The organism is Citrobacter gillenii, assembly GCF_013337685.1.
GTDB lineage: Bacteria > Pseudomonadota > Gammaproteobacteria > Enterobacterales > Enterobacteriaceae > Citrobacter > Citrobacter gillenii.
This window is the reverse complement of record NZ_SUQN01000013.1, coordinates 47,204-68,412: the sequence shown is the minus strand read 5'-3', so window position 1 is coordinate 68,412 and position 21,209 is coordinate 47,204. Positions and strand designations below refer to the sequence as shown.

At 49.2% G+C, this 21,209-nt stretch carries 9 protein-coding genes and 2 pseudogenes; 8 read left to right on the top strand and 3 right to left on the bottom strand.

Annotated features, from left to right (window positions below; translation table 11 throughout):
- Window positions 1-521: 521 nt before the first annotated feature.
- Entirely contained in the window at window positions 522-1,403 is an 882-nt protein-coding gene (locus FCH32_RS22445; RefSeq protein ID WP_174361559.1) for a LysR substrate-binding domain-containing protein, read from the bottom strand.
- Between the two features lie 188 nt (window positions 1,404-1,591).
- Between FCH32_RS22445 and FCH32_RS22440 the strand changes: the two genes are divergently transcribed.
- The 4 genes and pseudogenes from FCH32_RS22440 (at window position 1,592) to FCH32_RS22425 (ending at window position 6,305) form a co-directional block, all read left to right on the top strand.
- Window positions 1,592-3,076 carry a UbiD family decarboxylase gene (locus FCH32_RS22440; protein ID WP_174361558.1) on the top strand — a complete coding sequence of 495 codons (1,485 nt, stop codon included), beginning with the start codon at window positions 1,592-1,594 and terminating at the stop codon, window positions 3,074-3,076.
- Between the two features lie 10 nt (window positions 3,077-3,086).
- Complete coding sequence (locus FCH32_RS22435) at window positions 3,087-3,701, top strand: UbiX family flavin prenyltransferase (protein WP_174361557.1); 615 nt, start codon at window positions 3,087-3,089, stop codon at window positions 3,699-3,701.
- Window positions 3,698-4,417: a DUF554 domain-containing protein gene (locus FCH32_RS22430; protein WP_174361556.1), complete on the top strand. Its 720-nt coding sequence runs from the start codon at window positions 3,698-3,700 to the stop codon at window positions 4,415-4,417. The genes FCH32_RS22435 and FCH32_RS22430 overlap by 4 nt, the downstream gene beginning before the upstream one ends.
- 789 nt (window positions 4,418-5,206) lie before the next feature.
- Window positions 5,207-6,305 (top strand): annotated as a pseudogene (locus FCH32_RS22425) (IS3 family transposase).
- Between the two features lie 108 nt (window positions 6,306-6,413).
- Here FCH32_RS22425 and FCH32_RS22420 read toward each other — a convergent pair.
- Window positions 6,414-8,048, bottom strand: a complete 1,635-nt coding sequence (locus tag FCH32_RS22420; RefSeq protein ID WP_174361555.1) for a TIGR04141 family sporadically distributed protein — start codon at window positions 8,046-8,048, stop codon at window positions 6,414-6,416.
- A 199-nt stretch (window positions 8,049-8,247) separates the two neighbouring features.
- Here FCH32_RS22420 and FCH32_RS22415 point away from each other — a divergent pair.
- Window positions 8,248-8,934, top strand: a pseudogene (locus FCH32_RS22415) (IS1 family transposase); the annotation flags it as partial.
- A 394-nt stretch (window positions 8,935-9,328) separates the two neighbouring features.
- Here FCH32_RS22415 and FCH32_RS22410 read toward each other — a convergent pair.
- Window positions 9,329-15,742: a hypothetical protein gene (locus FCH32_RS22410; protein ID WP_217439120.1), complete on the bottom strand. Its 6,414-nt coding sequence runs from the start codon at window positions 15,740-15,742 to the stop codon at window positions 9,329-9,331.
- Between the two features lie 727 nt (window positions 15,743-16,469).
- Between FCH32_RS22410 and shiA the strand changes: the two genes are divergently transcribed.
- The 3 genes from shiA to FCH32_RS22395 all read left to right on the top strand — a co-directional run bounded on the left by shiA (window position 16,470) and on the right by FCH32_RS22395 (window position 21,159).
- Window positions 16,470-17,792 carry a shikimate transporter gene (gene shiA, locus FCH32_RS22405; RefSeq protein WP_096757535.1) on the top strand — a complete coding sequence of 441 codons (1,323 nt, stop codon included), beginning with the start codon at window positions 16,470-16,472 and terminating at the stop codon, window positions 17,790-17,792.
- A 118-nt stretch (window positions 17,793-17,910) separates the two neighbouring features.
- A complete protein-coding gene (locus tag FCH32_RS22400; RefSeq protein ID WP_115258852.1) occupies window positions 17,911-19,365 on the top strand; it encodes an AMP nucleosidase in 1,455 nt (484 codons plus the stop codon).
- A gap of 15 nt (window positions 19,366-19,380) precedes the next feature.
- Window positions 19,381-21,159: an aminopeptidase P family protein gene (locus tag FCH32_RS22395; protein ID WP_117341771.1), complete on the top strand. Its 1,779-nt coding sequence runs from the start codon at window positions 19,381-19,383 to the stop codon at window positions 21,157-21,159.
- Window positions 21,160-21,209: the final 50 nt, after the last annotated feature.

Genomic DNA, 21,209 nt, shown 5'->3' with positions numbered 1-21,209 from the left:
CTGCCGGTTAATTTGTATGATAAAAACTTGGGCAATTATTTTTAACCTCAATTTGGAGATAGAAACTTGATGTCAATTAATGTAATAACGTTTACGAAAGAACCACATAAAACCGGGCATTTTTAATTCAGGAAAACAAATAAAAAGAGTGACAAGCGTATTCTCTGGAGCGATGAATATCATCAGGAGATAAACAATGAATATCCAGAGTCCCCTTTTTGCAAGCATCATGCTCGTTCTGTCAGTGTTCTCTTCAGCACAGTCCATCCCTCTTGCCCGAGCGTTTCATCCTGAGGTTCCCATTCACCACCCTGCTGTCGTCAACTGTTCCGATACCGCAGAATTACCCGATGAGAAAATCGTCTTGCCGGTATCCCCAGCATCACGAATGCATTCCTGAAACATATCTTCCTGAAGATGGGATCTGGGGCACCTCTCCCCGGTTTTGTCTTCTCAATTTTGATAGCTGGCTATGACTCAACGGCAGCTATTTAGATATGAGGCAGGGTATTTCTTAAGATTCAACCAAGCGTTAAAGAACGGACAAACTGGATAAGTTCCCTGCTTTTCCTGAATTTCGGCCAGCAAAGCGTCAAGGTCGTTGTGGCTTCGGGATCGTGCAGCAGGCAGTAGCAGACATTAGGCAATGTTACAGAACGCTGGGTTTCTGGCACCAGCGTAACTCCTATTCCCATCGACACCATGCCAATAGCCACCGCAACATCACGAGTAAAATAGATTTTTGGCGGGACAAAACGGGCCATTTCACAGGCATGTAATGCAGACCAGCCTAGCCCGACCCCGGGCGGATCTTTCTGGATCATAAATGTATCCCCGGACAACGTCTCCAGCTCTATTTTACCGGCACCTGCCTGCGGATGCGTGTGCGGTACTGCGGCGATGAGTGACCTGGTGGCGATATCCACGTAGTCCAGGTTGGCAAAATGCGGAACAGGTGATCGGAGCAGCCCCATATCCAGCTGATGATCAATCAGGAGGGTGAGCTGTTCGTCAACGTTGTGCTCCTCAATAACAATCTCAACATCCGGTTTAGTCTCGCGAAAACAGGTGATTAACCGTGTCAGGGCGGGATCAAGAATAGAAGATCCGACATAGCCCAGTATGAGTTGTCCTTTATACCCTTTTCGAAGGCTACTCGCACGGCTCAGCATTTTTTCGTAATGACTGACAGCGCTCCGCGCCTCCGCTGCAAGCTGAGTCCCCTCCACAGTCAGCGCCACATGACGGCGATCACGCGTAAATAGCACCATGCCAAGCTGATCTTCCAGCACTCTAATCTGACGGCTTAAGGCTGGCTGCGTGATGTTGAGCCGTAGTGCGGCTTTTCCAAAATGCAGTTCTCTGGCAAGCACCACAAATGCATGCAAATACCGATAGTCCACACGTTCCTCCAATCACTATTTTTCTATAACAATCCCACATTAAAAACGTCGTTAATGTGATTAGACGGGAATTTATGTTGCCTCACATACTGTCAGTGATGTAACGGCTCGTCCTGTAATTGCCTGCAGGATGAAGATAAAAGCACGCCGAGCATGCTGTCTCCCGGCGACTTACTGAGGAAAACGTAATGTCTCAAACAAAAAAAGTGACTGACCTACGCAGTGCGCTGGCCGTACTGCGCAAGTTTGATGATGAGCTTATTGAAACCGATGAACCCGTTGATCCTAGTGCAGAACTGTCAGGGGTGTACCGCTACATTGGGGCGCACGGTACGGTCATGCGTCCGACCCGTATCGGTCCAGCCATGCTCTTTAACCGGATTAAAGGCTATACCGATATGCGAGTGTTGATAGGCCTTCTCGCCTCGCGAAAACGCGTGGCCCGGCTACTGGATACCACACCCGATAAGCTGGCCTTTTTACTGAAAGACGCGGTAAGCACCCCGATAAGTCCTGTCGTTATTCCGCAGGAAAATGCCGTCTGTCAGGAAGTAGTCCATCTGGCATCCGATCCGGATTTCAGTATCCTCAATATCCTGCCAGCACCCACGAATACGCCGGAGGATGCCGGTCCTTACTTCACTCTCGGGATGTGCTATGCCGCCGATCCACATACCGACGATCACGACATCACTATTCACCGCCTGTGCGTACAAAACAGGGATGAAATATCCATGTACTTCGTTCCCGGCAGGCATCTGGATGTGTTCCGCCAGAAGGCCGAGGAAGACGGGGCTCCACTTCCTATCTCGATCAGCATTGGTGTCGACCCAGCCATTGAAATCGGTGCCTGCTTCGAACCGCCCACAACTCCACTTGGTTTTGACGAACTGTCAGTGGCAGGGAGCTTGCGCAAACAGCCTGTCGAGCTATGCCAGTGTCTGACCGTGAATGCCCGGGCCATTGCGAACGCAGAAATCGTTATCGAGGGGGAACTCATTCCTAACTATCGGGTCAGGGAAGATCAAAATACCAACAGTGGTAAAGCCATGCCGGAATTCCCCGGCTATACCGGACAGGCGCAGCAAATGGTGCCAGTGATTAAAGTGAAAGCCATCACCCATCGCCGTCACCCCATTCTGCAGACCTGCATTGGTCCAAGTGACGAGCATACCAATATGGCGGGGATCCCCACCGAGGCCAGTATTCTGCAACTAGTGGAGCGCGCCCTTCCCGGCTTTGTGCAAAATGTTCACTGCCCATCACCCGGGACCGGAAAATATCTTGCCGTATTGCAGGTTAAAAAACGTCTGCCAAACGATGAAGGTCGTCAGCGTCAGGCGGCTCTTCTGGCCTTCTCCGCATTCTCGGAACTCAAGCATGTGATTCTGGTTGATGACGATGTGGATATTTTCGATCTCAATGACGTGATATGGGCAATGACGACACGCTATCAGGGGGATATCAGCACGGTGTTCATACCCGGCGTAAGGTGCCATCCCCTCGATCCGTCCTCTGACCCGGCTTTTAGCTACTCCGTCCGCGACCACGGGATCGCCTGTAAAACTATTTTCGACTGTACCGTTCCGTTCACGATGAAAGGCCAGTTTCGCCGCAGCGAATTCATGGAGGTCGAGATCAGTCGTTTCCTCCCGGATAACTTCAAGTACTGAGGACGCCATAATGTCGACATCTGAATGTTCTCCTCGCAAGCGCATCATCATTGGGATCAGTGGTGCATCCGGTTTTTTATATGGAGTGCAGGCCCTGCGTTATCTGCGACAACTTCACGTGGAAAGTCACGTTGTGATTTCTCCTGCCGCTCATCTGACCCGCAGTCTGGAAACCACTCTGTCAGAAGACGACGTTCATAAGCTGGCTGACGTAATTTATCCCTTTGATGATATTGCCGCCGACATCGCCAGCGGTTCGTTCATGGCATCCGGGATGTTGATTGCCCCCTGCTCGATGAACACCCTCGCCGCTGTTGCGGCGGGCTTTACCAACAGTTTGCTGGCGCGGGCAGCCGATGTGACCCTGAAAGAGCGCCGGAGGCTGGTTCTGATGGTCCGAGAAACGCCGCTGCATGCCGGGCACCTTCGTAACATGCTTCAGGTTACCGAAACCGGCGGCATCATTTTTCCACCCGTACCTGCCTGGTATGCACACCCTGCAAGTACTGAGAACATCATCGCTCATAGTGTTGCGCGGGCGCTGAGTTTACTCGACCTTGATTGCGACACATTGCCGCGCTGGGGTGAAACTCCCAACCTGAATAACAGGAGTAAATCGCTATGATTACAGGCCCATGGTTTAACGGCTCTGCCGTCGTCATCGGCGGGATGGCAGGAGCCATCATTAGCTCACGTCTACCTGAAAGGTTACGTACCTCAATGCCGCTCATTTTTGGTGCGGCCTCCCTGTGTATGGGGATCGTCCTTGTGACAAGTGTCAGCCATATGCCCGTCATGGTTCTCTCGGTCCTTCTCGGCACACTGGTGGGCGAGCTCTGCTATCTGGAAAAAGGCATAAGCCACCTGGGCGGAAAAGCCCGTGGGTTGGTGGAGCTCGTCGTGAAAAGCGATCCCGGAGACAAAGACTCACAGGCGCAGTTTTTACAAAACTATGTGGCGATCATCGTCCTTTTTTGTGCCAGTGGCACCGGTATTTTTGGTGCGATGCACGAAGGCATGACCGGGGACTCGAGTATCCTTATCGCGAAAGCGTTCTTGGATTTGCTGACCGCCCTCATTTTTGCCACAACCCTTGGTTACGCCGTGGCATTAGTCGCTCTCCCCCAGCTTATCATCCAGTTAGCTCTCGCCTACAGCGCGATATATATATTGCCCCTGACCACGCCTGCCATGCAGGCCGACTTTTCAGCTGTGGGTGGAGTTCTAATGGTGGCGACTGGCCTGCGTATTTCCGGTATCAAGGTCTTCCCGGTAGCCAGTATGCTTCCTGCATTGGTACTGGCGATGCCAGTTTCCTCTTTCTGGACAACCTACTTCTGAGATAGAAAAGCACTTCAGTAAAAGTGATCAACAAAGCACACCCAGCATTGATTGCGTATTTTCTTCATTACTGAAGGGATTTGCCATTCATTCAGTGCATCTTTACGGGCTCTTTGCCGCCCGCCCCCGCAGCCTCCGGATGTTACGGACATCCAATATCCGAAACATCCGGAGGACAATTAAAACAAAAAAAGGAGGTTTTATTATGAAAAAAAAGATAAAAGTGTCGTGCCGAAATTTTTTATTAGGTTCATAAGTCATTACTGCAGCGCCCCTTGTTACCTGACCATGAACATTAACGAAAAATCTGAGCACAATATTTCCCGGTGATTATCGGTATGTTGAGATCTATACCTAGCCTTATATATACCGTTCTTCGTTAAAGCTTTATTGAGTCAATCAGGCATGTCATATAATTGGTGTAACTTCTGACCGGAGAATATATGAATGTACTCACCCGCTGCACCCTACTCCCCTTACTGTGGCTCTGTGCTACTCAGGTGTACGCCTTTCAAAGCACAACGCCAGAACAGCCCTTATCTACAAGGCAATCCGTAAATTCGGAGCAACACATTCAGGAATATAGTTACTCAGACAAACATGAACCGTTGCAAACAACACCCTTAGGGGGCTGTAATGCTAGCCCGATTCCGGGATGTAATCACCCGACGCAATCGGATTCCGATTTTCACCAGAATGAATGAGTGCCATTGTAAGTATCCCTGTAAACAGTGCCAGGCTAAACTGAAGTCTCTGGTCTTTCTTCCATCTCACAGAGAGGACATCGCCATGAAAAAGACCCGCTATACCGAAGAACAGATTGCGTTTGCGCTGAAACAGGCCGAAACGGGCACTCGTGTCGGGGAAGTCTGCCGAAAGATGGGTATTTCTGAGGCCACTTTTTACAACAGGAAGAAGAAATCCGCCGGTCTGGGCGTAACGGAACTGCGGCGTCTGCGGCAACTGGAGGATGAAAATCAGCGGCTGAAGAAACTGGTGGCTGACCTGAGTCTAGACAAGGAGATGCTGCAGGAGGTACAAAAGTAAAAGTTCTGAGGCCGACTCAGAAGCATCAGGCGGTGCATTTTCTGCGGGAGGCTTACCGTATCAGTGTCGACGGTGATGCGGGCTGCTGATGCAGAGCAGAACCGTTTACCACTGGCAGAGCCGGCGGGATGATCGGGCGATAACCCTGCGCATCAGGGAAATAGCGGAAACCCGGATCCGCTACGGTTGCCCGCGTATTAATATTCAGTTACGACGGGAAGGCTGGCCTGTTAACCACAAGGAAACGCACAGGATCTATTGTCTGGAAGGACTGAACTTGCAGAGAAAACGCCTGCGCAGGCATGTCAGTGCAGCACATCGTCAGCAACGTTCCGTCCTGACCGGTGTCGATCAGTGCTGGAGTATGGATTTCGTGTCGGATAACCTGTTTAACCGACGACGTTTCCGGGCGCTGACTGTAGTCGATAATTTTAGTCGGGAGTGTCTGGTGATCCATGCCGGAAAGTCGCTGAAAGGTGAGGATGTGGTCGGTATGATGGAAGGGTTGCGGGTGCTGGGCAAGCGCCTGCCGGTACGTATTCAGACAGATAACGGCAGCAAGTTTATTTCGATAAGTCTGGATAAATGGGCGTATGAGCACGGTGTCACAATGGACTTCTCCCGCCCCGGAAAACCAACGGATAACCCGTTTATTGAATCATTTAACGGCAGTCTGCGGGATGAATGCCTGAACATTCACTGGTTCCTCTCGCTGGAAGATGCGCAGAACAAACTCAACAACTGGCGCAGGGAATATAATCACGAGAGAACGCATTCATCATTAAATGACATGACTCCGGCTGAATTCGTCCGAAGTCTCCGGAAAGACGAGGATCTCTGATTTAGCACTGCATTGATTTTGGGCCAGGGTCAAGGGTTACACCCATATAATATACTTCTGCCCCCCATAAAATATGACAATTACCAGGGGGGCTACGACAGCACTTTGTTATAAACTTGGTTTTTCCTCTGTATCAACACCAGCAATAGTAACATCAAATCCTCTTTGGGAAAGATTCTCAAAAGCCTTAGATAAATTTACCTTACTAAAAAATGGTAAGTTGTTTTTTAAGCTCGCGGATTCTTCACCTAAAATTAAAAAAACGATTTCAACCCCATCGCTTTTGAAGTTGTTAAGCGGAACACTATCCTGCAAACCTTCGCTTACTTTCTTTAAAACTTTTCTAGTCTCTTTTCTGAATTCTTTATCACCAAGTAAAATCTCAGCAGAAACACTACCTTGAGCAAATAAATGGCTTAAACCAGCCGAACCACCTTTTCTATGCTTTACATGAATAAACTGTTTATTTTTTGTCATCAAATCACAAAGTTCAATAGAGGTAGTTGTTCTATTGCTTTTTATCAGTTTTTTATCCAGTAAATAATACCCCTGGCTACTAGCAGCCCTTTCGTTATAATCACCTTCAGTTTCTATTTTTAGTTTTTTCTCTTTATCTTTAGTTTCTTCCCATACATAAACGCTTGGAAAGGTTAATTTCGACACATTTATTCGCGCAAGTATTGCATCTACTCTGGAAATGAATACATTATCAATCTCATACCATACACCAGAAAACAAGATATAAGTTTTGCTTTTCTCTTTATATTCAAAATATATACACTTATATATCTGATACTCAAATTCATTTTCGTGAACATCATACATAAATAAACGATCTCGCTTAATTGAATCAATTGAAATCGTTGCAACATCAATATTATTAAGATATTCATCCTTCTCAATTATTGGTTTAATTGAGTTTTTGGCACGCGTAAAACTGAAACCATAGATAGTATCCCATTGAACAATTTCAGGGATAGTGATTATTATTCCTTCACTTTTTAACTTTATATTATCTAGTAAGTTTTTGTCCAAATTTTCAATTTCAGATCTAACTTTGACTTTTCTAATGTTATCGACCCACAAAAAATCTTTTTTATATGATTCATTATTATAATAACCAGAAAGCAAATCAACAAGGCATGCTATTTCACTTATGTTAATTTCGATACCGAATGAATATACAGAGTCACCACCAGAGATATTTTTTAAATTTATACCCGATTTTGGTGATCCAGTAACAGCCCGTAGAACATCCCTTGAAATATCAATTCCAAATACACCAATCGATGATTCTCTTGAAGCTTGTGACTTTTTCTGAACAGCCTGATCCTCCAGAGTGAATAGATCAACACTACGCAAACTATCATGTTTAAGTGTATTAAGAGCAGTTTTGATACCAAAATCATGTACAAAATATTGTGTATCTATTAAGAATCGACCATAGCCGAATGTGAAAGCCATTGTTGCCTTTGCTGTTTTGATAATAAGCACTGCAGAGCTAGAACGATTAGCAAGCTCACCAAGTGGCGAACCGATAAGTTTTTCAGTGAACCCCCTCCATATTGGACTTTTTTCTTCCGGTATTTTTATGAATAACATTCCGTCAAGCTCATATTTATTATCTAACTCGTAAGCATTCACTTGAGACGATGCTTTAAGAAAGTCTGAATATTTTATTGAGGCGTACTCACTTTTTACCAAAAACGCGTTTAAATATAGATATGGTTTTTTATCGTCCATAAAAAAGGATCCTTGATGATGAAAAATATTTCATTATCCCAAATTAATACTGGAAAGAAATTTTTTCCATAATTTTTTTTAGGAAATGTCGAAAAGCACACAAAAATGTAACAGACTCATGATCTCATTTGGATAACAAGTTAGGTGATGCCTCTAATTAGTTGAATTGATGTATAATACCTGCTTTTGCGATTTTCTCATGGCTAGCGTTAATGTTCATTGTCCCCGTTGTGAGTCTGCTCAGCTTTACCGTCATGGGCAAGACCCTAAAGGCCATGACCGGTTCCGCTGTCGTGACTGCTATCGCGTATTTCGGCTCACCTATACCTATGAGGCCCGCAAGCCCGGCGTCAAAGAGCAAATTACCGAAATGGCCTTCAACGTGGCCGGTGTCCGGGATACGGCAAGGACGCTCAAAATAGGCATTGACACCGTCATTCGCACTTTAGAAACTCGCGCCAAGCGAATAACCTCATCTCCGGTCGCTCATGCCGATGTGGCGTTTATTTGTGAACTCGATGAGCAATGGAGTTTTGTCGGCAGTAAAGTCAGTCAGCACTGGCTCTGGTATGCATACAACACCAAAACAGGTGGTGTTCTGGCTTATAGGTTCGGGCAACGGACGGATGAAACCTGCCGTGAACTGCTAGCCCTGCTCACACCGTTTAATATCGGCATGATAACCAGCGATGACTGGGGCAATTATGCCAGCGAAGTACCGAAAGAGATGCATCTAACTGGTAAAATATTTACTCAACGTATTGAGCGTAACAATTTGACGCTAAGAACCCGCATTAAGCGTCTGGCTCGCCGAACTATCTGCTTCTCACGTTCTGTTGAGCTGCATGAAAAAGTCATCGGGGCCTTCATTGAAAATACATGTTTTACTAATTGGAATCATCACCATTTAATAGATGGTGCCTCACCCGTAAGTGATGCACTCCCCACCTTCTTTCCTGATCATTACTCATACAAAATTAACGTCGAGATACATCTTTGGCAACATATTTCCTGAAATATTTAATATGTCTTCCGATAAGATTTATACACAGAGTTTAAGTATCCCGCTTAGCGGACGCGTCAGAATCAAGCGGTATTTTTGAAATTTCTTCGTATTCTCATTTGATTTTATCGAGGCAGCTCATTAACACCGTCATTTACCTAAGCGGGTGTAAGCAAATTCTCCTAACCCGGCATTTCCTGTTTGCAGGGTTAGAAGGTCTTCAGATTTTTTCAGTCAACCAGCCACGCCTCACGACAAAGAGTGTATTACTCAACTATTACTCCCTTTTAGATGCCTTCTTGGCATACCAAATGCGGGAGGAAACACCACCTCGTTTCAAGATTACATATCGTTCTCGGATGCCAGATGAGTCGCTTGATTTATATTTTGAGAAACTGAGCGTGAAGATGAGGCCTCGTTTGCTGGATTTGAGCACTTCATCGAGCCACTCACGTTCTGCCCACAGGATAGCCCCCTCATCCCGATATTTACTACGAGCATCTGGTTCTTGCCTCCACTCACCCCAGACTCCGCTCTTCAATACCAGTCTATTCATATGGTCATGCCACAGCCGTTCATCATCATCGGAGACCAGTCCAAGCAACTTGTTGAGAGACAGCCCTAGTTTTGGACGGGCTTTAGCTCCCCGAGCGGCCCACTCTTCACCCTCGTCAATACCAATGGGATATTTCTCCGGTTCCCAAATCAATGGGTTGAACGGATTATTCGCAGTGTAGCGATCAACATGTCCATCTGAACCAAAACGTGGCAACCAAAGATCGTAATCAGGGGACCTAGAAAACTTTGTACATTGCCCGACCGCACCACGCCCCTTAATCAGCGCGGAATCTATACGGACATGTACGCCATCCGGTGAAGTCCAGTAACCGTAAAGCGGTAGGAACTGATCATCCGAGTCTTGGGAAAAACCGACCTTTGCAAACAGCGACTCTTTGCCAAGAAGCGTTTCTTGATTTTCTTTGCGTTCCCCGAGTAGATATACCCGAGCCTCTTCTGGAACACAGTCTTTATGATCTGATAACCATGAGCCATCATCAAACGAAACATCTTCGTCTTGTAGGAATTCTTGCCAAGGGTTCAGGCCATCCAAATAATAGCATTGTCGTGCCACGGGTAAGGTCTTCACGAGTGTGGTTGCTGCAAAAAGGCGAGCATGCCGTTGAATGTGTTCAGCATAGGTCTCGAACTGTTCGTCGGGACGGTAGCGAGTCGTTTCGGGAAAATCGGAAATGCTTTTTGCACTTGGCCAACGTTTGATCACTTCATCGGTTATGTAATCACTGGCTTCATTTTTCGATATATCAAAAAGTCTTGCCAAGCTTGGAATATCGGTTTTATCAAATTCATATCCAAAATCAAAATCAGTTCGTCGGTCTTTATTGACCGGCCAGCCATCGCGTTCAACGATACCTTTTAGAGGCATTTGAACATCTACCCACAGTTTCTCCAGTTCGGAACTCATGAATTTATCGCCTTCAATATGTCTGAGGCATCGGGCAAGATGAAGTTTGTTGAGCACGTGCAAATCGGTTCGCTTAGCTAGCGCTGCAATTTTTGAACTCAGAGGTTTGAGCTTTTCTCCATTGTGCAGAGCCGCGCGCGCCAATCCCATCAACAGCCATTGCTGTGCATTCAGAAAAGCAAAATGATGCTCATCTGAGGCCAGAGATGAGTTGTCAACCGAATCAAAACGATCAAGCAAGCACCCTATATCTTCTGTCAATCCGACATCAAGCATGCCCTTCAGACTTCGTGCGGCACTCCATCTGACAAAGGCATCACTATCACCAAGCAGATGCCAGATGATATCAGCGAGGACGTCACTTTCGTCACTCTTACCTGCGAACGCAGCGCGATACTCACCTTCGCCAATTTCATCACCAACCTTTGCAACTGAACTGGAAAGCAAGTCCTCAAAGGCATCTAAAGCCGTCGAAGGGTCAGTGTGGCGAGATAGACTGGTCGCCAGTTGAAGCCATTCGTCTCCTCCGAGCTCAAGGCGCTCCTTCGCTACCGTTTCTAAAACGGTTTGCAACACGAATTTTGGATCGCCGCAAAGTTTGGATAGACGAAGGATGTGTCTGGAGATGCCCGAATATTGGAGCTCGAAAAGCTCGGATCCCTTGAATGCAAAAAGCTTCTTGATCAGATCAGGTGCGCTCTTCCTTGCATGCACCGAACTATTGCCCCAAACCTCCACGCATTCGATTATAAGGTCGAGTGCGCGATCAAATTCAAGCTCGGTAGACTCACAAAGTGCCTCAAGAAACTTGACCCTTTTGGCATACGGGCAAGCAGTCCGGAGTTCCTCTAGCAGGCGACCTCTGCTAACGAATAGCAGCCCATCACTGGACTTAATTTTTTGAATTGCCTCATCCACCGATGATGCAGATGTAAAGTCACATTTGGCAACAATCGTCGCGACGGCTTTGTTTCGAGCCTGTTCATCCTGCTTCTTGCTACGCTCCTGTACTCCGTATTCAGCGCTCGCCCCACCATAATTTCTTTTGGTATTTTCGATGACGCGCCTACGCCGCGCAGCTTCCCGCTGACCTTGGAGATGATCACGTAAACTCAAGTCATTGATCTCTTCAATGGCATCCACACAGCCCAGCAGGCTCTCCCAGAGCCCTTCCCACCCACCAAAACTGTGCTCTTGATCGAGCTTCGTTGCCACAAGAGAGAAGATTGCAGCCTTTTCCTTGGGATTGGCAACCGAAAGCAGATCGTGCAAACCCTTACCGACCTGCCACTCATGCCAGCCATGATCTTCACATATTGTGAGAAGCACCGCCGCACGGCGCGCATCAAGATGTCCCGCTTTCGCGAGGTAGCAGGCAAGCTGTGGAAGTCCGTAGGAATAATCCACAACATCCTGATCATCCCAGCGTATCAGCTTATATATCGCCGGAAAGCCGATGGATGAAGCGGCGGCACGTCCGAACAGTGTCCATCCGAACTTTGATGGCTCATGCTGGAAGATCGTCTGACAAAGGTTCATGAGCCGGTGCGAGACCTCCGGCTTCACAAACCCTCCAGGCTGTTCTGCGGCGTAGTGCAAGGCGGAGTAAATCAAGTCGAAGTCATTACCACCCATCTGATCAAGTTCAACCAAACCTTGTGCGTAGTACTCCTGTGCTTCGCCAATGCTCATCGGTAGCAACGATGCAGCCAAATCCTGGTAGGACTCGCCGCGTTGTTCGATGTAGTCATCCTTTACTATGTCGCTGGAAATCATCGCGGAGTACGCTCCTGCGACATCGGACAGATTGGGGCACCTAGCGATAAGAGCGAGTACGCTTAGCTTGTCACCCAGCGAAAACCGGTTCAAGCCAATGATTTGAATGAGCTCTTCAGCCTCTTTCTTTTCGACCGTTTCGCAATGGCGAAGCAGCAGTCTGGCAAGTCCAATGCCGACGTGTCGCGCAACATTGTCTCTTCCGGTTTCAGCTCTCCAGTGGACATCGGGTCTCAACGAAGATTTCCAGACAGTCAAGAACTCGGCCAGAACGTCATTTGAAAGCGTAACCTTCGACAGAAGGGCTGACTCAATAGGTTTGACTAGCTGCAGGACGCAGGCCACGCCCTTCACAATATCTTCTCGTTCATGCCCGGAAAACTGCTTGCGTTTCTCTGGCTTCCGACCCTTTCGCCCCCTGTTGTGGTCTCTTGTGATGATGAGGTTATCAAGGAACGCGCTGAAGTCAGCTTCGGTGGCTATAGATTTTGCCTTTCGCCCTGTTTTCACTTCCTCCGGCAAAAGGCGATGAAAAGACAGCTCTTTGCCTGACGACCAGGACGTGATGCAAGCCGATTGAACAGACATCCAAACACCGTTAATGCCATGACGTTCGCCATAGTCGTAGCATGATGGCCTACGGTATCGACATAACTTGAGCAACCGCTTCGCGGCCTGCCTTGAATTCACGATTAAGGAGTCCATCGCCGCACCAGCAATAGCCCCCTGCAGCTCCATTTTATAGTCGGAGTTATCTTGCGGAACTTTGTTCTTGTAACTCTGTGAAAGCAAACTCGTCGCTAGCGAAACAGCCTTGAGTTGGCTTTTCGAAAGGCCATACTCCTTAGACAGGAGACCGATTTGCAAGGTAAGAGACAGGCACCTTTTCGATGCTGCGAATTTGGCGAGGGCCTGCAAAGCATCACTTCCATTCGAGACTTCGTGTTGTGCGCAAAGAGTGATCAGTTCTTCAATTACGGAAAGTGCAAACTTGAAACTCCATATCTGGATATTCCGGTTAAACGACGAGTACTCGTTCTTCAGTACACTCAAGAACATAATCGCCGCGACGTCAGATGCTTCCGGCCCCGAGCGGTCAAACCGTTTGGTCTCATCATCTTTATTAAGATGCCAATTTATCCACCCAATGGCCCTGTTTTGATGAATGCGCGCTTCGTCTAGTTCATCGGTAAAACTGTAAGCGACGATCAGACGTGCATCACGCCCACCGCGCCAGCCAGATCGATCATTGAACAGGCGGCGAGAGGCATCAGAATCTCCAAGGATCGTCGCCAGTGCCGGAGAACGCCGGATAAACTGATCACCCCTCGCATTTGCCGAAGCTACCTGTGAGAGTTGCATGGTCAAGCTCAGAACTCTGTCTAGGTTGTCGCCTCGTATGGCAAGCGAGAATGCCGCATAAAGGCGCGCAAGTTTCAATTTTCGCCGTCCATATTCAGTCTCGATCATAGAAGGAAACTCATCGGAGCCAGCAAGCTGATAAGCTCTGTCGCTGTCGCCAATTACCACAAGGAAATGCGGAAGCGCTTCTGCAGCGTACATTGAATCTTTCTGGCGCGTTAGAAGCCTATGTGCAATGGACTGCTGGGCTGCTGCCTCTCTTGCATAGTGATCCTTGATATAGGTTTCAGTGGGTTCGTCGCGAAAAATCACACCATGTTTGACCAGCTCAAGCATCGGCGCAAGATCGGATGCCGCGCTTTTGACTTGCGTTTCTGACCAGCCCAGAGCCTCAGCAAGTTCAGTTAACGGAATGGGTGGTGGAAGAAGCGATAAAGCGGCGAAGAATTCGCGAATCTCGCTCTCAAGCCAGCCTGCCATATGTAGATCCCGGAATATCTTCACGCATTTTTGTGCGATCAATTCTTCGACGGATATTTCGCTCTGCGGCGCATTGCCGGACACATGCGAGTCCCAACTTTCGACGAGGTACTCAAGGACGCGGGCATTTCCTTGCGATCGCGCAAAAACTGCGGAAAATTCCACATCGGTGATATTTTTACGCCTTGTTTCAAGAAAGCTCCAAGTTTCCTCCTTCGTGAATGGTTCGAGCGCGAGACGCTTCGTCTGGCTCTTTCCGATTACACTTTCCATCCTGTGAGGACGCGCAGTAAGCAGAAGCTTCACACCTTCGATAGGTTCTGCGCTCAGCGATGCAAGGAGAAGTCTAGGGAAGGCGATTTCATTTCGCGCCTCAGCTTCCAACTGCGCATTGTCTGCTGCGTCCAAAACAACCAGTATACCTTGCAGTGAAGACTGACTTTTGACAGTCTCGCTCGCCTGCTTGAAACGCTTGCGGGCAATTTCGATCAACCCATATTGATCGCTGTCGGTTGGAAAAAGTGGATCGCAGAGTCCGCGGGTCGCCAGTTCATTGACGATTTGCAGAAGGCCAACCCGAGGAAGGTGACGTGCCTGGGCTTCAGAGCGATACGACCCGCCACCGAAACAGTCGAACACCACGATTTCGAAAGTATCTGTCAGATATGTGGTCAGGCTCTGGATGAAGACGGTTTTTCCAACACCGCCGTCAGCATGGAGGAATACGGGAAGATTGCTGGCTTCGATCTCGTCTTTGACATCTTGCGAGGCGCTGCGCTCAACGACATCACCAACATCAACAAACCGCGTATCCGCTGGAAATAACTGATCCTCATCACATTCAAGAGCATCGAGGATATCTTCACGCCTGATAGAATTCTTGCCCTGCCCCTCGATTTGCGACTTCTCTCGGACAAGCTCTACGAGTGCAAACAGCCTCCTTGCAGCCAGTCCGCTTGAGTCAGCCGACCAATCACTGATTGTTCGTCGCAAGAATCGGTTCTGCGCAGGTAAATCATTTGTTGCAGCACGAAACTCGATGAGCAGGAAAATATCCTTCGCTTCGACCTTCTCTTCCTTGCACCAGGTTTTGAGGTACTCAAGTTGCTTCTTGGCGCTACTGGACCCCGGTGCACGACCCGATTTCAAGCACGCGATAGCATCCCAAAGCTCACAAGAAAATTCCGCATTCGTCACGAACCCGAATGACAATTTCTTCGCTATATCTTCATCCGAAATGCTGGCCTTAAAGTTTCGCAGTGTTGCAGCGAATTTCTTGATCGTTTTTTTCAGATAGGATGATGTGACGGGCTCGGAAGCTTCCTTGTATTTGAACTGCAAAATCTGCTGGGCTATGCAGGTCTCGAAAGTATCTCCATTGCCATAATAAAGAACAAGGTCAGCTATATCCTCTGCCTCTTTTCCAAGCTTTAGATCTTCGTTAGGGGATAGGCCTTCGATCACTATCGCGAAAAGATCATCCTTCGGGAACACAAGCTGAAGAGCTCGCCGCGCTGCCCACCGTTCATGAAAAGTGTGTCCCGCACGTGATACTCTGACTTTGTCTACGCTCCTTACTGCTATATTCATAGAAATCTTGACCCTTAAAAATTATTTTATTTCACCATATCCACGTTTAGAGACCTAAGCCAGAACATACTATTGTAACTACTTGAATACCTTTAATATCCGCTATTGGCGCAGACTGTGTGAAAACCCTTGCCATAAACTTAGGGCGCGCGTCTACGCAAAATATGAAATTGCTCAATTGGATAGTTAGGGCCAAATTTTACACACGAGCACGGTTTTAAGCTCTATTTTCGGCCGTCTCTCTTTGACCAAACACCTTTTCACACAACATATGCACAGAACAGGCTCCCAGGGCATTTTCACGGGTACAATTCCACTACGAGGACAGAAACAACACTACCCTCGTAGATAAAACCATAGTAACGATTACCAAATGAACGTAGACCGCTCAAATCAATTTATGTAACCCGGCCTATTGGGTGGTCATTATGGTGGTCTTGACAGAAACGGAATTCAGGTTTAGCTTATTTATTAGCCAGTTACTGGCAAGGGCGATCCCAGTCAGAGGAGCCAAATTTAAGAAGCCTGCTTAGGAAACTAAGCAGGCTTTTTGCTTTTCTACTTTATCTTTCGTCCTATTTATCATCTTACTCCGTTGTAACAGATAAAATCGTTTTCTCTTCCCGCCTGTCGCGGTAGTCTCATCACAGTCGCTAATATATCGACTGCAATGTGCGTAACCTTATTCCAATACTAATAACAAAAAATCAGTACAGACAGGATAGCTATGGATTCCACCCTCATCTCCGCGAGTCCTCAGGAGGACTCCTCTTTACATCATCGCGATCGCGCTCGACGTGCCGCACTGGGCAGCTTCGCCGGTGCCGTGGTCGATTGGTATGATTTTCTTCTGTATGGCATCACCGCCGCGTTAGTCTTTAACCGCGAGTTTTTCCCGCAAGTCAGCCCGGCGATGGGCACGCTCGCGGCCTTTGCCACCTTTGGTGTCGGATTTTTATTCCGCCCATTAGGCGGAGTTATCTTCGGTCACTTCGGCGATCGTCTTGGCCGCAAACGTATGCTGATGCTTACCGTCTGGGTGATGGGTATTGCCACGGCGTTGATTGGCATCATCCCCTCTTTTGACACTATCGGTTGGTGGGCTCCAGTACTGCTGGTAACACTACGCGCCATTCAGGGTTTTGCCGTCGGCGGCGAATGGGGCGGCGCGGCGTTACTCTCTGTCGAAAGCGCGCCAAAAAATAAAAAAGCCTTCTACAGCAGCGGCGTGCAGGTGGGTTATGGCGTTGGCCTATTGCTCTCGACCGGATTGGTTTCGCTGATCAGTTCGCAAACAACCGATGAGCAGTTCCTGAGTTGGGGCTGGCGCATCCCATTCCTGTTCAGCATCGTGCTGGTACTTGGTGCATTATGGATGCGTAACCGCATGGATGAATCAGCTGAGTTCGAGCAGCAAAAACAGGAACCTCTGCCCGAGAAAAAGCGGCTGCCGGTCGTTGAGGCGTTAATCCGCCATCCGGGCGCATTTTTAAAGATAATCGCCCTGCGCCTGTGTGAGCTGCTGACCATGTATATCGTCACCGCGTTTGCACTCAACTATTCCACGCAAAATCTGGGTCTACCGCGCGAGCTATTTCTGAATATCGGTCTGTTAGTTGGTGGGTTGAGCTGTCTGACCATCCCCTGTTTCGCCTGGCTTGCTGACCGCTTCGGCCGCCGACGGGTCTACATTACCGGCGCTCTGGTCGGCACGCTCTGTGCCTTTCCGTTCTTTATGGCCCTTGAGGCACAGTCTATCTTTTGGATTGTATTCTTCGCCATTATGCTGGCAAACATCGCCCACGACATGGTGGTCTGCGTGCAACAGCCAATGTTTACCGGGTTGTTTGGCGCCAGTTACCGTTACAGCGGTGCTGGCGTTGGCTATCAGGTAGCCAGCGTCGTTGGCGGCGGCTTTACCCCGTTTATTGCCGCGGCACTGGTGACCTTCTCGGGCGGAAACTGGCACAGCGTAGCCATATACCTGATGGCGGGGTGTCTTATTTCTGCCGCGACCGCAATTCTGATGAAAGATAAACCACACGGCTAAGCCGTTCTGCGAAGGCCGTTCGGCCTTCGCAGATTCTTCCTTAACGTCTGACTTTTGTTTCACATTCCTGTGACATACTATCGGGAGAGCAGCACATCTGTGGAACAAGGAGACAGACATGAACAATAAGGGCTCCAGCCTGACCCCGGCTCAGGCACTGGATAAACTGGACGCATTGTATGAGCAATCAGTTAAGGCTCTGCGTAGCGCCATTGGCAAGTACATTGAAACCGGGACGCTTCCTGACATCATCGCCCGAGATAAAGGTCTTTTTGTTTACCCTTCACTTTCTGTGACCTGGGATGGCAGCGCAACGAATCCTCCAAAAACACGCGCCTATGGCCGTTTTACCCATGCTGGCTGCTATACCACGACCATTACTCGCCCGTCTCTGTTCCGACCTTATCTTGAAGAACAGCTCACCCTGCTGTACCAGGATTACGATGCGCATATCTCTGTCGAACCGTCCCAGCACGAGATCCCCTACCCCTACGTGATAGACGGTTCTGAGTTGACGCTCGACCGCTCCATGAGCGCCGGATTAACGCGCCATTTCCCCACTACCGAACTGTCGCAGATTGGCGATGAAACCGCGGATGGAACATTTCACCCGGCAGAATTTTCTCCCCTGTCGCACTTCGACGCCCGACGCGTTGATTTTTCACTTGCACGCCTGCGCCATTACACCGGCACACCGGTAGAACATTTTCAGCCTTTCGTACTGTTCACCAACTACACTCGCTATGTCGATGAGTTTGTGCGCTGGGGCTGTAGCCAGATCCTCGACCCGGACAGTCCGTATATTGCGCTGTCATGCGCAGGTGGAATTTGGATTACCGCAGAAACTGAGGCACCGGAAGAGGCTATTTCCGATCTTGCCTGGAAGAAGCACCAGATGCCCGCCTGGCATTTAATCACCGCCGACGGTCAGGGGATCACACTGGTGAATATCGGCGTTGGCCCGTCAAACGCCAAAACCATTTGCGATCACCTGGCGGTCCTGCGTCCTGACGTCTGGCTAATGATTGGCCACTGTGGCGGCCTGCGTGAGAGCCAGGCCATAGGTGATTACGTTCTCGCCCACGCCTACCTACGCGACGACCACGTGCTGGATGCCGTACTGCCGCCAGATATTCCGATTCCGAGCATCGCCGAAGTCCAGCGCGCGCTGTATGACGCGACCAAAGAGGTCAGCGGCATGCCCGGTGAAGAGGTCAAACAGCGACTGCGTACCGGCACGGTCGTCACCACTGACGACCGTAACTGGGAGCTACGCTATTCTGCCTCTGCGCTGCGTTTTAACCTCAGTCGTGCCGTCGCTATCGATATGGAGAGCGCCACGATTGCCGCGCAGGGTTACCGTTTCCGCGTACCTTACGGCACCCTGCTTTGCGTCTCCGATAAACCGCTGCACGGAGAGATTAAACTGCCAGGCCAGGCCAACCGTTTTTATGAAGGTGCAATTTCCGAGCATCTGCAAATCGGTATTCGGGCAATCGATCGGCTTCGCGCCGAAGGCGATCGCCTGCATTCCCGCAAACTACGTACGTTCAACGAACCGCCGTTCCGTTAAGGCCTGAAGGTAACTATGCATAACTCAACGCCCCTTTCCGCCCTGCGCAATCTCCTGTTAGCACAGGGACTGGATGGTATGATTGTTCCACGCGCCGACGCTCATCAGAGTGAGGATTGCACACCACACGACAATAAACTGGCCTGGCTTACCGGCTTTAGCGGCTCAGCCGGTCTGGCACTGGTGCTTCGCGATCGCGCATTGATGTTTGTCGATGGACGTTACCAGGTCCAGGTCCGTAACGAAGTCTCCCTGGACGATTTCGAGATTCATCATTTACACGACGAGCCGCTGGCCGATTATTTGCAGACGCATGTGCCAGCAGGTACCCGCATTGGCTTTGAGCCTCTGCTGATGGTCAACAGCCAGTTTGAGGCGCTTTCGGCCACTCATTGCGAACTGGTCGCGCTGGAAACCGACCCCTTCGATACAGTTTGGCTCGACCGTCCGGCTGCCCCCTGTGGCATCATCCGCGAAATGCCCATTGAGATCAGCGGCGAAAGCAGTGCGCAGAAACGCGCACGGATCGTCGAGCAACTTGCTCAGCATCAGGCTGACTTTCTGGCAATCACCCTGCCCGATAACATCGCCTGGCTGCTCAATGTGCGCGGTTCAGATCTCAATATGGTTCCGGTGCCTTTTTCGTTTGCCTTGCTGCATCGCAGTGGTGAACTGGAGTGGTTTGTGGATGCCAACAAAACGCAGCAGTTACCCGAAGCGCTACTGAACGCATTAACGATTTCGCCACAAGAGGATTTTCTGTCTCGCTGCCAGCAACTTGCCCACGGGAAACGCTTCCTGGTCGATAAAGACTATGCACCGGTTGCACTGCGATTCGCCATTGAACAGCACGGCGGCGAACTCCTCTGGGCACCCGATCCCATAACGCTTATCAAAGCACATAAAAATGACACAGAACTGGCGGGTTATCGCGAATGTCATGAGCAGGATGGTGCCGCTTGGGTGAACTTCCTCGCCTGGCTGGCGCATGAAGTCCCCTTACGTGAGGCTGCGGGTAATCCGGTAACCGAACTGGAAGCCCAGGAAAAACAGTTGGCGTTTCGCCAGCAGCAGCCTGGGTTTATTGAGCAAAGTTTTGGTACGATCTCAGCATCAGCCAGCAATGCGGCAATGTGTCATTATCATTCCAGCGAAAAAACCAATACCCCCATCACCTCTCAGGCGATGTATTTAAATGATTCTGGTGGTCAGTATCAGAACGGCACTACGGATACAACGCGCACCCTCGCCTTTGGCCCGCAGGATCCACAGCGTCGACTGCATTACACTGCGGTGCTGAAAGGCTTTTTATCGCTGATCACTTTGCAATTCCCGAGCGGTACTCAGGGGCATCAACTGGATGCGTTTAGCCGTCGGGCACTTTGGGCGCTGGGCCTGGATTACGATCATGGCACCGGCCACGGTGTCGGACATCAGTTGTTGATCCACGAGCAGCCGCACCGCATTGCGAAGAAAGTGAATCCCTGGCCTCTGGTTGCGGGCAACATTATTACCATCGAACCAGGATATTATCTGGCCGGACAATACGGTATCCGTATTGAGAATCAGGTGGAAATTATCGACAGTCGCCCTGGTTTTTGCCGCTTCTCCACGTTGACGCTGGTGCCCATTGATTTGAATCTGGTTGAGTTGCATCTGCTGAGCGAGAGCGAAAAGCAGTGGATTGATGATTACCATCAGCAAGTCAGAGAAACCTTGTCACCGCGCGTAAACAGTGATGCTCGTCCATGGCTATTTGCTGCCACCGCGCCGATTCGTGTTCAGGCCAATTAATGCATTAAAAAAGGCAGCCCGCAGGCTGCCTTAGTTCTCCCCAACATCTT